A 14,197-nucleotide genomic window follows, 5' to 3' on the forward strand; every position below is an offset into this window, starting at 1 on the left:
CTAGGGCTCGGCGGGGGCGTCCGGTGGGCCGAGCCCGGCACAGGCGGGGCCCGTCCCGCGGATCGTGCTGCGAGACGGGCCCTGCCGGTGGGACTACTTGATCGACTCGATCGCGGTGGCGACGGTCGACGCGAGCTCGGAGCTCAGGGGAGCGGAGCCGGCCTGAGCGGCGGCGGCCTCCTGGCCCTCCTCGCTCGCGACGTAGGAGGCGTAGGCCTTGACGACCTCGCCCTTCTCGGCGTCCGCGTACTCCTGGCACACGATGAGGTAGCTGACCAGGACCATCGGCCAGGCGTCCGCCTCGGTGCCGGTGCGGTCGATCTTGATCGCGAGGTCGTTCTCCTCGCGGCCGTCGGCGATGGGCGAGGCGGCGACGACAGCCGCGGCTCCGTCGGCCGAGATGGTCGAGAACGCGTCGCCGACCTTCAGCTGGGCCATGTCGATGCCCTGGGCGCCGGACTCGTCGGCGTAGCCGATCGTGTTGGTGCCGTTCTTGACCGCGTCGACGACACCCGAGGTGCCCTTGGCGCCGTCACCGCTCTGGTACGGGAAGGTCTGCGCGGCAGGAGCGTCCCAGACGTCGCTCGCGGTGGCCGCGAGGTAGTCGGTGAAGTTCTGCGTGGTGCCCGAGTCGTCCGAGCGGTGCACGGAGGTGATGTTCGCCGACGGGAGGGTCGCGTCGGGGTTCAGGGCCTTGATCTCCGGGGCGTCCCAGGAGGTGATGGTGCCCTTGAAGATGCCGGCGATGGTGGCCGCGTCGAGCTTGAGCTCGTCGACGCCCTCCACGTTGAAGATGACCGCGATCGGCGAGATGTAGACCGGGAGGTCGATCGCCTTGGTGTCGGGGGCGCAGGCGGCGAAGGTGCTCGCGAGCTCCTCGTCCTTGAGCGCGGAGTCGGAGCCGGCGTAGTCGGCGGCGCCGTCGATGAAGTTGGTGCGGCCAGCGCCGGAGCCCTGCGGGTCGTAGTTGACCGTGACCTCGGGGTTCGCGGTCTGGAACGCGGCGGCCCAGGTGGTCTGCGCGGTGCCCTGAGCGGACGAGCCGATGCCGGTGATGGTGCCCGAGAGCGTGGAGGTGGTGGCGGAGCCGGAGCTGCCGCCTGCGGCCGGTGCCTCGTTGGCAGCGCAGGAGGTCAGCGTGATCGCTGCGACGGCGGCGACGACGGCCGCCTGGCCGAGACGCGAGAATCTCACAAGTATCCCTTTCGGGTAGGAAAGCGTGGAAAACAGAACAGGGCCCGGTGCAGCCCGCGAGCGAGAGTACGGAGGGGTCGTGTCCTGGCACCGACCGCTCGGTGAACGCGCGGTGAACGGGTCCGCTCCGGGGATTGCGGAGCGACGGGGCGGCGGGGAAGGCGAGGAGCGTCGGGCGCGTCCCGGCCGCGCGACCGGCCCGGTCCGGCGGGGCCCGTGGAGCCCGTCGCGCAGCGCGGCCCGGGCGGTCAGGCCAGCGGCGTGTGCGTCTCGATCGCGACGATCCCGGAGCCGGGGTGGGCGGTGGAGAGGTGCACCACGGCGAAGCCTCCGGTCGGGAGCGCGGACGCCTCGTCGAGGTAGGCGCCGAGAGGGGTCGCCGTGGCGAGGGCGATCTCGCGCAGGATCTCGGGGATCACCGGCCGGTGGCTGCAGAGGACCGCGGTGCGGCGGGCGCGGACCCGCTTGCCGACGAGGGCGCGGACGTCGGCGGTGCCCTGCTCGTGCGCCTCCTGGCTGAGGTCGTCGCGGAGCTTGACCGGCTTCTTGACCAGACCGGACAGCGGGGCGATGGTCGACCGGCAGCGCTTGGCGGTGCTCGAGACGAGGCGGCGCGGGCGCCAGGCGGCCACGGCCTGAGCGGCGGCCGCGGCCTCGACCCGGCCGCGCCCGGTGAGGCGGCGGGTGGAGTCGCGGCCGTCCCAGGAGGAGGCGGGCACCGCCTTCGCGTGCCGCAGGACCACGATCGCGAAGGTCTCGAGCGCCCCGCGCGCGGCGATCCGGGCGAACTCGTCGACGATCGTCACGTCGTGCGGATACGTCAGGTAGCTCCGGGCCCGCTTGAGCGTCACCCACTCGAGCGCCTCGACCTCGTCGTTCGGGAGGAAGTCGGACGCCAGGACGGCCTTCTCGGTGACCTGCGCGGCCCAGTAGTAGACGGCCTTCGGGCGCCCGCTCGGCAGCGTGTACTCGGTGCATCCCAGCGGCACACCGAGCGCCACCGAGAGCCCGGTCTCCTCGCGGATCTCGCGCACCGCGGTCTCCGGGAGGGACTCGCCCGCATCGACCTTGCCCTTGGGCAGGCTGACGTCCCGGCGGTGCGGCCGGTGGATCACGAGGATGTGCGGGCGGCCCTCGATGATCCGCCAGCACACCGCTCCTGCTGCGTAGACGGTGCCCGTCACGGGCGTCAGCGGGTGGAGGCCCGGTTGGCGGAGCGGGTCGCCGCGCGCTTGCGGTGGGTGATGTGCTGCATCAGCTGGTTCTGCAGGTCGGCGAGCGGAGCTCCCTCCTCGTCGAGGTGGTGCCGCGTCCAGTCGCCGTCCGGGCCGAGCCACCAGGAGGCCGTCCGCTCGTCCATCGCCCGCTCGAACATGTCGTCGATCTCGCTGAGGTGCGCCGGCTCGACGATCCGCACCAGAGCCTCGACGCGGCGGTCGAGGTTGCGGTGCATCATGTCGGCGCTGCCGATGAAGACGTCCGGCTCGCCGCCGTTGACGAAGCTGAAGATGCGGGAGTGCTCGAGGTAGCGGCCGAGGATCGAGCGAACCCGGATGTTCTCCGACAGCCCCTCCTGCCCGGGCTTGAGTCCGCAGATCCCGCGGACCCAGACGTCGACCGGCACGCCGGCCTGGCTGGCGCGGTAGAGCGCGTCGATCACGGACTCGTCGACGATCGAGTTGACCTTGATCCGGATGCCCGAGGGCCGCCCCGCGCGGGCGTTCTCGGTCTCGGCGGCGATCCGCTTGAGCAGGCCCTTCCGGAGGTGGCGCGGCGCGACGAGCAGGCGCTTGAACTTCTTCTCGATCGCGTAGCCCGAGAGCTCGTTGAACAGTCGCGTGAGGTCCTTGCCGACCTCGGGGTCGGCCGTCAGGAGTCCGAGGTCCTCGTAGATGCGCGAGGTCTTCGGGTTGTAGTTGCCGGTGCCGATGTGGGAGTAGTGGCGGAGCACTCCGCCCTTCTCCTGGCGGATGACGAGCGCGAGCTTGCAGTGCGTCTTGAGCCCGACGAGCCCGTAGACCACGTGCACGCCCGCCTTCTCGAGCTTGCGCGCCCACGAGATGTTCGCCTGCTCGTCGAAGCGCGCCTTGATCTCGACCAGGGCGAGCACCTGCTTGCCCGACTCGGCCGCGTCGATCAGCGCCTCGACGATGGGGGAGTCGCCCGAGGTGCGGTAGAGCGTCTGCTTGATCGCGAGCACGTCCGGATCCGCCGCCGCCTGCTCGAGGAACGACTGCACGCTCGTCGCGAAGGACTCGTAGGGGTGGTGCAGGAGCACGTCGCCGCGGGAGACCGCCTTGAAGACGTCCTGCCGCTGGTTCGGTTCGCTCGGGGAGAGCTGCACCGCCGTCGTCGGGACGTGGTTGGGGTACTTCAGGTCCGGTCGGTCGATCTTCTGCAGGCTGAAGAGCCCGCTGAGATCCAGCGGAGCCGGGAGCTTGTAGACCTCCTGGGTCGTGATGTCGAGCTCGCGGACCAGCAGGCCCAGCGTCTCGTCGTCCATGTCGTCGGTGACCTCGAGGCGGATGGGCGGGCCGAACCGGCGCCGCAGCAGCTCCTTCTCGAGAGCCTTGATCAGGTTCTCGGTCTCGTCCTCGTCGACCTCGACGTCCTCGTTGCGCGTCACCCGGAACACGTGGTGGTCGAGGATCTCCATGCCGGGGAACAGGTCGTCCAGCTGGTTGGCGATCAGGTCCTCGAGCGAGATGAACCGCATCGGCTCGCCCGGTGCCCTGACGCCGGCGATCCGCACGAAGCGGGGGAGCATCTGCGGCACCTTGAGGCGCGCGAACTCGACCTTCTGCGTCTTCGGGTTGCGCACCCGCACCGAGAGGTTGAGGGAGAGGCCGGAGATGTAGGGGAACGGGTGCGCCGGATCGACCGCGAGCGGCATCAGGACCGGGAATACCTGCGCCGAGAAGTAGTCGTCCAGCACGGTGCGCTCGGCGTCGCTCAGCTCGTCCCAGCGGACGAGGTCGATGCCGCCCTCGCGCAGGGCGGGCTCGACGAGCTCCTTGAACGCCCGCGAGTGCCGCTGCTGCAGCAGGTGCGCCTTCTCGGAGATGTCGGTCAGCACGTCGACCGGGACGCGGCCGATGTTCGTCGGCAGGGCGAGCCCGGTGAGGATGCGGCGCTTGAGGCCGGCGACCCGGACCATGAAGAACTCGTCGAGGTTCGACGAGAAGATCGCGAGGAAGTTGGCCCGCTCGAGCGCCGGCACCAGCGGATCCTCGGCGAGCTCGAGCACGCGCTGGTTGAACGCGAGCCAGCTCAGCTCGCGGTCGAGGTAGCGGTTGTCGGGGAGGAGCGGATCCGAGTGCTCCTCCTCCTCGTCGTCGAAGTCGTCGTCGAGGTCATCGCTCAGTCCGTCTTCGAGAAGCAGGTTGTCGCCGTCCATGCCACCATCCTGGCACCGCCCCGGGCGGCTCCGTGCCGCGGATCGTGAATGCCGGATGAACGGGGCCGGGGGAGGCCCTGTGGAGGAGCGCCGGCTCAGCGCAGCGGCGCGGCGCGCTGCAGGTACTGCACGTCGACGGAGGCGTCCGTGAACCCGAGCGAGCGGTAGAGCGCCACCGCCGAGCGGTTCTCGGCCTCGACGTAGAGGTCGGCCGTGGTGCAGCCGCGCTCGAGCATCCGCGCGAGTCCGGCGTTCAGCAGGGTGCGGCCGAGTCCCCGTCCGGCCGCCTCGGGGGCGACCCCGAGGACGTAGATCTCGCCGGTCGTCGATCCGGGCTCGATCTTGAGCCAGTCGTAGCCGAGGAGCGTGCCGTCGGCGTCGCGGAGCAGGAGGAAGTCGCCCTCGTCGAACCACGGCTCCGCGCGGCGGGCCGCCAGGTCCTCCCCCGTCAGCCGCCCCTGCTCGGGGTGCGCGGCGAAGACGCGCGCGTTCAGGGCGATCCACTCGGCCGGATCGAGGTCGCGCGCGTCCGAGAGGACGACGCCCTCGGGGACGCGGACCTCGGGGGCGGCGAGCGGCGCGAGCTCGAGGTGCAGCAGGGTGCGCACCGGGGCGAAGCCGTGGGAGGCAGCGAGGGCGCGGGCGGCGGGGTGGTCGCCGTGCGCCCAGGCGAGCAGGCCCGTCCGGCCGCTCGCGAGGACCTGGTCGAGGGTCGCGGTGCCGAAGCCGACCCCGCGCCACTCCGGATCGACGACGAACTCGAGCTCGCCCTGGCCGAGGATCGCCGCCGCCACGACCACGTCGGCGCGCAGCCCCACGAGGAGGGTGCGCGAGCCGGTCCGGGCCTCGACGAGGGTCTGATCGCTGAAGGGGGGCTGGTGGTCGAACCAGGCGGCGCGCCCGATCAGGTGCTCGAGGCCGGCCGCCACCGCGGGATCGGCCAGGTCCTCAACGGACAGGTTGAGCGACTCGCTCATTGTCCTCTTCGTACACGTTGAAGCGGTATCCGACGTTGCGGACCGTGCCGATCAGCGACTCCAGGTCGCCGAGCTTCGCGCGGAGGCGCCGCACGTGCACGTCGACCGTGCGGGTGCCGCCGAAGTAGTCGTAGCCCCAGACCTCGCTCAGCAGCTGCTCGCGGGTGAAGACGCGCGAGGGGTGCGTGGCGAAGAAGCGGAGGAGCTCGAACTCCTTGAAGGTGAGGTCGAGCGGGCGCCCGTGCACCTTGGCCGAGTAGCTGGCCTCGTCGATCACGACGCCCGAGGCCTGGATGCGCGAGGTCGACTGCTCCTGCGCCAGCCGGCCGATCACCAGGCGGATGCGGGCGTCGACCTCGGCGGGGCCGGCCGAGTCGAGGATGACGTCGTTGACGCCCCAGTCGGCCGAGACGGCCGTGAGCCCGCCCTCCGTGAGGATCAGGATGAGGGGGACGTTGATGCCCGTGGTCGTCAGGATCTTGCAGAGCGACTTGGCGCTGGCCAGGTCCTGCCGCGCGTCGACCAGGATCAGATCGCAGCTCGGGGCGTTCACGAGCTGGGCGGGCTCCGCGGGGATCTGCCGGGTCCGGTGGCTGAGGAGCCCCAGTGCGGGGAGCACCTCGGCGCCTCCCGCCGAGGTCAGTATCAACAACTGCGCCACGGATCCTCCAGAACTGGTCTGCCCGCAATACTAGCGGCGGGCCGGGAGGGGCGTCCGCCTGGGGCACAATTGTCGGATGGGCAGGGATCGGGTGGGCATCGGAGTCGTCTGGGCGCTCGCACTCGCGGGCTCCGTGCTGACGCTGACCATCGCCGCTCCGGAGTCCCGGCAGCTCTGGCTCGCGCTGACGTTCGGCGGCTGCGTGCTCGCGACCTTCGCGGTGCAGCTCGTCGTGGCCCGCGCCGAGGGGTACCTCCTCCGCGCGATGACGAGCATCGTCGGGGCGATGGCCCTGGTCGCGGTCGCGAGCGGGATCGCCCTCCTCCTCCCCGCGTGAGCGCTCGCCTCCTCCCCGCGTGAGCACCTGCGTCCGCGCCGCCTGAGCACCCGGGTCCGCACCGCCTGAGCAGTCCCTCCCGCCCCGCCCCGGCGCCGGATCCGGCGGGTAGGATGAGCGCATGCTTCTCGCCCTGGAACTCTTCTACCTCGGTCTGCTCGGGCTCGCCTCCCTCGCCATCGCGTGGGTCTCCGGCGTGGTCGTCTACAAGCTCTACCGCGGCCAGCGCTAGCCGCCGCCGGAGCCCGAGTGATCTCGCTTCCGTCGGGCCTCCCGCCCGAGCTCGTCCCCCTCTCCTGGCTGCTCGGCGTCTGGGAGGGCTCGGGCGTCATCGACTACACGATCGGCGACGACTCCGTCCAGGCCGAGTTCGGCCACCGCATCAGCTTCAGCTACGACGGTCTCCCGTACCTCAACTACAACTCGTACACGTGGCTGATCGAGGAGGGCGCCGAGGAGGCGCCCCGGCCCCTGGTCACCGAGACGGGCTACTGGCGCCTCAGCCGCGCACTGACCGACTCCGACGCCGGCCCGGGAATGCTTCCCGGGCGAGGGGCACCCGCCTTCCCCGACGCGGAGTCCGTCGAGACGCTGCGCAACGCCGCCGGCGGGTTCGACATCGAGGTCTCGCTCGTTCACCCGGACGGGGTCAGCGAGCTCTACCTCGGCCAGGTCAAGGGGCCGCGGATCGACCTCGCGACCGACGCGGTGATGCGCACCGCCGCGGCGAAGGACTACGCCGCCGCCACGCGCCTCTACGGTCTGGTCGACGACCACCTTCTCTGGGCGTGGGACATCGCCGCGCTCGGCCAGGGCCTGCGGACCCACTCCTCCGGACGGCTCGCCCGTGTCGACTGACGCGCTCTCCCCGCTCCTGGGCGCCCCGGGCGCCGTCGCGACGACGAGCGCCGCCGAGCCCGGCGTCGCAGCCCACTACGGCGAGCCCTTCCGCGAGCAGCGCGCTCTCGCCGCGGGCACCGCGCTCGTCGACCTCTCCGGCCGCGGGGTCGTGACCGTCACGGGGCCGGACCGCCTCACCTGGATCGACTCGCTCACCAGCCAGGCCGTCTCGCGCCTCGCCCCCGGCGCGTCCGCCGAGACGCTCCTGCTCGACCCGACCGGCCGGATCGAGCACGTCATCCGCCTCGTCGACGACGGCGAGACCGCCTGGCTCCTGCTCGACCGCGACGAGACGGCCGGCCTGGCCGCCTGGCTCGACCGGATGCGCTTCATGCTCCGCGTCGAGGTCGCCGACCGCACGGACGACCTCGCGACCCTCGCCGCCCTCGGGGACGGGCCGGCACTGGCGCTCGCCCTGTCCCTGGCCGAGGCCCCCGTCGTCTGGAGCGACCCGTGGTCGGAGGTCCAGCCGGGCGGCTGGCAGTACGCGCTGACCGCCGAGCACCCCGGGGCCTCCTGGGAGCTCCGCGAGGTGCTGGTCCCGCGAGCGGCCCTCGAGGCCCTCGTCGAGACGGCCGTCGGGGTGGGAGTAGCGCTCGCCGGGGTCGACGCCCTCGAGGCTCTGCGCATCGCCGCCTGGCGTCCGCGCCACGCGACCGAGGTCGACGAGCGGTCCATCCCGCACGAGCTCGACCTCCTCCGCTCGAGCGTGCACCTCGCCAAGGGCTGCTACCGGGGCCAGGAGACGGTGGCCAAGGTGCACAACCTCGGCCACCCGCCACGGCGCCTGGTCCTGCTGCAGCTCGACGGCTCCGACTCGGTCCTCCCCGCCCACGGCGACGTCGTCACGGCGCTCAAGGGCGGCGAGCCGGTCGAGGTCGGCACGGTCACCTCCAGCGCCTGGCACTACGAGGACGGACCCGTCGCCCTCGCGGTCGTCAAGCGGAGCGTCCCGGTGGACCTCGAACTGACCGTTCTGGCCGGCGACTCGCGCGTGGCCGCGGCCCAGGAGGTCGTGGTCCCGCCCGGAGCCGGAGCGGAGGCGGGAGTGCCCCGCCTACCCCGCCTCGGGGCGACGACCAGGTAGGCCACGCCGTGGTGGCCGCACGTCCCGCCGAGCGGGGCCGGGCGGCCGAGCGGCTGAGCGGTCTCGTCCGGACCCCCGAGCTGAGTCCGGCGCGCGCCCTCGCCCGCGCGGGGGCATCGCTCCCCGCTGTGCTGCAGATCGTGCTCGCGGCGACCCTCGCCTACTCCGTCGCGCACTTCCTCCTCGGGCACCCCTCGCCGGTGCTGGCGCTGACGGCCACGATCTCGAGCCTCGGCATCGCCCGCGACACCCGCCCCAAGCAGGTCGCCGAGACCGCGACGGGCATGCTCATCGGCATCACGGCCAGCGAGGTGCTGCTCCTGCTGTGGGGGAGCGGCGTCTGGCAGCTCGCCGTCGTCCTCGCGATCGTCGTCACGCTCGGCCGGGCCCTCTCGCCCTCGCCGGGGTTCGCCGTGGCCGCCGGGACCCAGGCGATGCTGGTGATGGTCCTCCCCGCGCCGGACGGAGGGGTCTTCACCCGGAGCGTCGACGGCCTGATCGGCGGGCTCGCGGCGCTGCTCTGCACGGCGATCGTGCCCCGCCCGCCGCTGCGCACGGCGCGGGCCGAGGCTCACCGCCTCCTCACCGCGCTCAGCCGGACCGTGGAGGAGCTGGCCGACGCGCTCCGCCGAGGCGACTCCACGGCGTCCACCGCGGCCCTCGAGCGGATCCGCGGGACGCAGCCGGTCATCGACGGCTGGACCGCGGCGCTGGACTCAGCGACCGGCGTCGCCCGGATCTCGCCGTTCGTCCGCCGACACCGCGGCGAGCTCGCCCGCCAGGCCGTGATGCTGTCCGCGCTCGACCTCGCGACCCGGAACCTGCGCATCGTCGCGCGCCGCACCGACTTCCTCGTCGGGGACGGCGCCCCGCGGCCGGCGCTCGCCGGAGCGGTCGCCGCCCTCGGCCCGGGCATCGCACTGCTCGGCCGCGCGGTCGCCGATCCGTCGGTGCTCGCCCTGGCCCGTCAGGACCTCGTGCTGCTCGCGACCACGCTCGACCCGCAGCGGCTGATCCCGGAGGCGCGCCTCGCCGAGAAGACGGTGCTCGTCCTGCTCCGCCCGCTCGTCGTCGACCTGCTCACGGCGACCGGCGCCGCTCCTGTCGAGGCGCGGGCCGCTCTGCCCCCGCTCGCCTAGCGCTCAGGAGGCCGAGGGCTCACGCCCGGCGCTCAGGAGGAGGGGGCGACCGCCTCCCACGCGACCGTGACCTCGCCCAGGCGCCAGCGCCGCGGCCCGCCGAGGACCGGCCACTCCGCCCGGAGGTCCCGGACCGATGCGATCCACCGCTGCCCCGGACCGTAGACGGCGAGAGGGGCGTTCAGCGTCCACGCCCGCTCGAGGGCGGCGAGGAAGGCGTGCACTCCCTCGCCGGGGACGTTGCGGTGGATGAGGGCCTTCGGCAGACGCTCGGCCGCCGTCATCGGCGAGGGGATCGCCGCGAGCCGCAGCGAGAGGGTCAGCGAGCGCGGGCCCTCCCGGCCGACCTCGATCCAGGTGCAGATGCGGCCGATCTCGTCGCAGGTGCCCTCGACCAGGACGCCGTCGGGCTGCAGCCGGTCCGTCATCGTCGCCCACGCCCCCTGCACGGCGTCCTCGTCGTACTGGCGGAGCACGTTGAAGGCGCGGATGACGCCCGCCCGCCGCCCCGCGGGCAGAGGCACCTCGAAGCCCCCGCGCTCGAAGCGCACACGCGCGTCGGCCGGGAACGGCGTGCCGCCCTCCCGCACCCGGGCGAGCTGGCGCCGAGCGGTGTCGACGCGGGCGGGCTCGATCTCGAGGCCGAGCACCTCGACGTCCGGCGCGGCCCGGACGAGTCGGCGGTGCAGCTCGAGCGTGGTGACCGCGCTCGCCCCGAAGCCGAGATCGACGACGAGCGGAGAGGCGGTGCTGCGCAGGACGGGCAGCTCGGCGAGCCGGCGATCGACCCGGCGGAGGCGGTTCGTGCCCGTCGTACCGCGGGTGACGGCTCCGATGGGCATGCTCATCAGCGTATCCGCGGGCGAGGGGGCCGCCTCTAAGCTGGACGCATGTCCGAGACCTACACCCTCATCCTCGTGCGCCACGGCAACAGCGAGTGGAACCAGAAGAACCTGTTCACCGGCTGGGTCGACGTGCGCCTGACCGAGCAGGGAGTCGCGGAGGCCACCCGCGCCGGCGAGCTGCTGACCGAGGCGGGCCTGCACCCCGACATCGTCTACACGTCGCGCCAGACCCGCGCGATCCAGACCGCCAACATCGCCCTCGAGGTCGCCGACCGCCTCTGGATCGACGTCAAGCGCTCCTGGCGCCTCAACGAGCGCCACTACGGGGCTCTGCAGGGCAAGGACAAGGCGCAGACCCTCGCCGAGTACGGCCCCGAGCAGTTCCAGACCTGGCGCCGCTCCTTCGACGTGCCGCCGCCCCCGCTCGCCGACGACGACCAGTACTCGCAGGCGCACGACGAGCGCTACGCCGACCTCGGCGACGCCCTGCCGCGCACAGAGTCGCTGAAGCTCGTGATCGAGCGGATGCTGCCCTACTGGGAGTCCGACATCAAGCCGGACCTCGCTTCGGGCAAGACCGTCATGATCACCGCGCACGGCAACTCGCTCCGCGCGCTGGTGAAGACGCTCGACGGCATCTCGGACTCGGACATCGCGGAGCTCAACATCCCGACCGGGATCCCGCTCGTCTACGAGCTGAACGAGGACTTCGAGCCCATCGGCGAGGCGCGCTACCTCGACCCCGAGGCCGCGGCCGCCGGTGCCGCCGCCGTCGCCGCCCAGGGCGCCAAGAAGTAGAACACCGCACACGCGAACGGCCCGCCCGAGTCCTCGACTCCGGCGGGCCGTTCCCGTCCGCAGCCCCCGAGAGGGCCCGCACACGTCCGGCCCGCAGGAGACGCTCGTTCCTGCGGGCCGGATCGTCCACGGGCCGGAGCCCGAGGTGCCGCCTAGGAGTAGTCGCCCGAGATCAGGTACTGGACCTTCTTGGCGATCGACACGGCGTGGTCGGCGAAGCGCTCGTGGTAGCGGCTGGCGAGCGTCGCATCGACGGTGTCGGCGGCCTGGCCCTTCCACGCCTCGCTGAGCACCTTGTCGAAGACGCTGACGTGCAGCTCGTCGATCTTGTCGTCCTCGTCGCGGATCTCCTCGGCGATGCGCGGGTCCTGCGAGCGGAGCAGGTCGGTCAGCTTGTGCGCGACGACCACATCGAGGCGGCCCATCTCGACGAACGTCGGACGCAGGCTCTTGGGGACGACCTTGTCGGGGAAGCGGTAGCGCGAGAGCTGAGCGATGTGCTCGGCGATGTCGCCCATCCGCTCGAGCGACGCGCTGATGCGCAGCGCCGAGACGACGATCCGCAGGTCGCGGGCGACCGGGTTCTGCCGGGCGAGGATGTCGATCGCGAGCTCGTCGAGGCTGATGGCCAGCTCGTCGATGCGCGCGTCGCTCGCGATGACCTCCTCCGCGAGGGTGACGTCGGAGTGGTTGAACGCCTGGGTCGCCTTCTCGATGGCGATCTCGACGAGTCCGGAGATCTCGACGAGTCGTTCCTGGACCTCGGCCAGCTCCTGCTGGAAAACTTCGCGCATCTGTGTTCGACCCTCTCTACGGCGCACGCGGACGACGGCGCCGGATCTGCGGCGAGCACCTCGCACGCCGCTGCGACTGCACTCCGTGGGCGCAGGCGCAGTCATGATGACCACGGCAGGTTAACGGACGGTGCCGGGCGTTTGAACAGTACTCGACCCCCGGAGGATCGACGGGCGGCCGGTAGGGGGACGCCCGGTGGATGGTTAGCCTGGGTCCGTGGATTCGGGCTTGATCGTGGTTCTGTCGCTCGTTCTCGGTGTCGCGATCGGGATCCTTCTGACGACCGTGCTCACGCTCGCCGCCCGCCAGGGCCGCATCGCGCAGGACGTGATCTCGGTCGGGCTCCCCGAGGGGATCGAGGCGATCATCGACGCCGTCGGCTCGCCCGCCTTCGTGACCGACCCGTCGCACAACGTGCTGAAGGCGTCCACCCGCGCCGTCGCTCTCGGCCTGGTCTCGCAGGACACCCTGCTCCACCCCGACCTCGCCGCCATCGTCGACCGCGTCCGCCGCTTCGGCGACGACATCGTCCAGGACCTGGAGCTCGCGACCAGCCCGCTCTCCGACGCCGCCGTGACGCTCGTCGTCCACGCGACCCGCCTCGGCTCCCGCTACGTCCTCGTGATCGCCGAGGACCACACCGAGGCGCGCCGGCTCGAGGCCGTCCGCCGGGACTTCGTCGCCAACATCTCCCACGAGCTGAAGACCCCGATCGGCGCCGTCGGCCTGCTCGCCGAGGCCCTCGACTCCGCCGCCGACGACCCCCAGCAGGTGCGCCGCTTCGCGCACCGCCTGACCCAGGAGTCGCACCGCCTCGCGAAGATCACCCGCGAGATCATCGAGCTCTCCCGGCTCCAGGCCGCCGACGTCGCCGGCTCCGCCGACATCATCCGCGTCGACGACGTCGTCACGGCGGCGCTCGAGACCACCCACGTCATGGCGGAGTCGCACGACGTCACGCTGGTCAAGGGCGGGATGAAGAAGGCCTACGTCGTGGGGCAGGAGAAGATGCTGATCTCGGCGCTGCACAACCTCCTCGCGAACGCCATCCAGTACTCGCCCGCCGGCTCCCGCGTCGGCATCGGCGTCCGCTCCACCGGCGGCGTCGTCGAGATCGCCGTCACCGACCAGGGCATCGGCATCCCCGAAGAGGACCTCGACCGGGTGTTCGAGCGCTTCTACCGCGTCGACCAGGCCCGCTCCCGCCACACCGGCGGCACCGGCCTCGGCCTCAGCATCGTCAAGCACGCCGTGCAGAACCACGGCGGCGACGTCCGCGTCTGGTCCAAGCCCGGCCGCGGCTCCACCTTCACCATCCGGCTCCCCGAAGCCGACCCCGCCCGGACGCCCTTCGCGGCGACCGCCCCGATAGGAGAACACGCGTGACCAGCATCCTGCTCGTCGAGGACGAGAGCGCCCTCAGCGAGCCCCTCAGCTACCTGCTCGAACGCGAGGGCTACGACGTCACCGTCGCCGAGGACGGCAACCGCGCCGTCGCCGCCTTCGACGAGGGCGACTACGACCTGATCCTCCTCGACCTGATGCTGCCCGGCATGCCCGGCACCGAGGTCTGCCGAGAGATCCGCACCCGCTCCTCCGTCCCGATCATCATGGTCACCGCCAAGGACTCCGAAGTGGACATCGTCGTCGGCCTGGAGCTCGGCGCGGACGACTACGTCACCAAGCCCTACTCCACCCGCGAACTGCTCGCCCGCATCCGCGCCGTCCTCCGCCGCCGCACCGAGGAGCCCGGCGAGGAGCGGATCGTCGTCGCCGGTCCCGTCCGCATGGACATCGAACGCCACACGGTCGAAGTCGACGGCGTCGAGACCCCGATGCCCCTCAAGGAGTTCGAACTCCTCGAGATGCTCCTCCGCAACGCCGGCCGCGTCCTCACCCGCGGCCAGCTCATCGACCGCGTCTGGGGCAGCGACTACTTCGGCGACACGAAGACCCTCGACGTCCACGTCAAGCGCATCCGCTCCAAGATCGAGAAGACGCCGAAGGAGCCGGTGCTCCTGGTTACTGTCCGCGGCCTCGGCTACCGCTTCGACGCGTGATCGCGGG

The 14,197-nt window shown here is 72.1% G+C and carries 14 protein-coding genes; 7 read left to right on the top strand and 7 right to left on the bottom strand.

Translation table 11 applies throughout. From position 1 onward, the window contains the following. Window positions 1-93: 93 nt before the first annotated feature. From pstS to C5D44_RS10830, 5 genes are all read right to left on the bottom strand, one after another. Window positions 94-1,194 (bottom strand): phosphate ABC transporter substrate-binding protein PstS, encoded by a 1,101-nt coding sequence (pstS, locus tag C5D44_RS10810; RefSeq protein WP_104281651.1) that lies wholly within the window; start codon window positions 1,192-1,194, stop codon window positions 94-96. 248 nt (window positions 1,195-1,442) lie between these two features. Further along, complete coding sequence (locus tag C5D44_RS10815; RefSeq protein WP_104276962.1) at window positions 1,443-2,378, bottom strand: NUDIX domain-containing protein; 936 nt, start codon at window positions 2,376-2,378, stop codon at window positions 1,443-1,445. A 5-nt stretch (window positions 2,379-2,383) separates the two neighbouring features. Further along, on the bottom strand, window positions 2,384-4,591 hold the full coding sequence (locus C5D44_RS10820; protein WP_104276963.1) for an RNA degradosome polyphosphate kinase: 2,208 nt from the start codon (window positions 4,589-4,591) through the stop codon (window positions 2,384-2,386). A 95-nt stretch (window positions 4,592-4,686) separates the two neighbouring features. Then, a complete protein-coding gene (mshD, locus tag C5D44_RS10825) occupies window positions 4,687-5,568 on the bottom strand; it encodes a mycothiol synthase (RefSeq protein ID WP_104281652.1) in 882 nt (293 codons plus the stop codon). After that, window positions 5,540-6,229, bottom strand: coding sequence for a winged helix-turn-helix domain-containing protein (locus C5D44_RS10830; protein WP_104224700.1), 690 nt, complete (start codon window positions 6,227-6,229; stop codon window positions 5,540-5,542). Before C5D44_RS10830 ends, mshD begins: the two co-directional genes overlap by 29 nt. 76 nt (window positions 6,230-6,305) lie before the next feature. Between C5D44_RS10830 and C5D44_RS10835 the strand changes: the two genes are divergently transcribed. The 4 genes from C5D44_RS10835 to C5D44_RS10850 all read left to right on the top strand — a co-directional run bounded on the left by C5D44_RS10835 (window position 6,306) and on the right by C5D44_RS10850 (window position 9,692). Then, window positions 6,306-6,566 carry a hypothetical protein gene (locus C5D44_RS10835; protein ID WP_146088032.1) on the top strand — a complete coding sequence of 87 codons (261 nt, stop codon included), beginning with the start codon at window positions 6,306-6,308 and terminating at the stop codon, window positions 6,564-6,566. A gap of 249 nt (window positions 6,567-6,815) precedes the next feature. Beyond that, window positions 6,816-7,424, top strand: a complete 609-nt coding sequence (locus C5D44_RS10840; RefSeq protein ID WP_104224698.1) for an FABP family protein — start codon at window positions 6,816-6,818, stop codon at window positions 7,422-7,424. After that, window positions 7,414-8,553, top strand: coding sequence for a folate-binding protein YgfZ (locus tag C5D44_RS10845; protein WP_104281654.1), 1,140 nt, complete (start codon window positions 7,414-7,416; stop codon window positions 8,551-8,553). Before C5D44_RS10840 ends, C5D44_RS10845 begins: the two co-directional genes overlap by 11 nt. Window positions 8,554-8,561: 8 nt before the next feature. Continuing rightward, the gene (locus tag C5D44_RS10850) at window positions 8,562-9,692 is read left to right on the top strand and encodes an aromatic acid exporter family protein (protein ID WP_104281655.1); all 1,131 of its coding nucleotides are present in this window, start codon (window positions 8,562-8,564) and stop codon (window positions 9,690-9,692) included. 32 nt (window positions 9,693-9,724) lie between these two features. On the opposite strand, the gene C5D44_RS10855 is transcribed toward C5D44_RS10850, so the two are convergent. Next, a complete protein-coding gene (locus tag C5D44_RS10855; RefSeq protein ID WP_258067951.1) occupies window positions 9,725-10,534 on the bottom strand; it encodes a class I SAM-dependent methyltransferase in 810 nt (269 codons plus the stop codon). Window positions 10,535-10,582: 48 nt separating this feature from the next. Between C5D44_RS10855 and C5D44_RS10860 the strand changes: the two genes are divergently transcribed. Further along, complete coding sequence (locus C5D44_RS10860; protein WP_104276969.1) at window positions 10,583-11,335, top strand: phosphoglyceromutase; 753 nt, start codon at window positions 10,583-10,585, stop codon at window positions 11,333-11,335. A gap of 152 nt (window positions 11,336-11,487) precedes the next feature. Here C5D44_RS10860 and phoU read toward each other — a convergent pair whose 3' ends face one another. Then, window positions 11,488-12,129 carry a phosphate signaling complex protein PhoU gene (gene phoU / locus C5D44_RS10865; RefSeq protein WP_104224693.1) on the bottom strand — a complete coding sequence of 214 codons (642 nt, stop codon included), beginning with the start codon at window positions 12,127-12,129 and terminating at the stop codon, window positions 11,488-11,490. Between the two features lie 217 nt (window positions 12,130-12,346). On the opposite strand from phoU, the gene C5D44_RS10870 reads away from it, so the two are divergent. Next, the gene (locus C5D44_RS10870) at window positions 12,347-13,516 is read left to right on the top strand and encodes a cell wall metabolism sensor histidine kinase WalK (protein WP_104276970.1); all 1,170 of its coding nucleotides are present in this window, start codon (window positions 12,347-12,349) and stop codon (window positions 13,514-13,516) included. Then, window positions 13,513-14,190 carry a response regulator transcription factor gene (locus tag C5D44_RS10875; protein WP_104227263.1) on the top strand — a complete coding sequence of 226 codons (678 nt, stop codon included), beginning with the start codon at window positions 13,513-13,515 and terminating at the stop codon, window positions 14,188-14,190. Before C5D44_RS10870 ends, C5D44_RS10875 begins: the two co-directional genes overlap by 4 nt. Window positions 14,191-14,197: the final 7 nt, after the last annotated feature.

It is taken from the genome of Rathayibacter sp. AY1B5, assembly GCF_002932795.1.
Lineage (GTDB): Bacteria > Actinomycetota > Actinomycetes > Actinomycetales > Microbacteriaceae > Rathayibacter.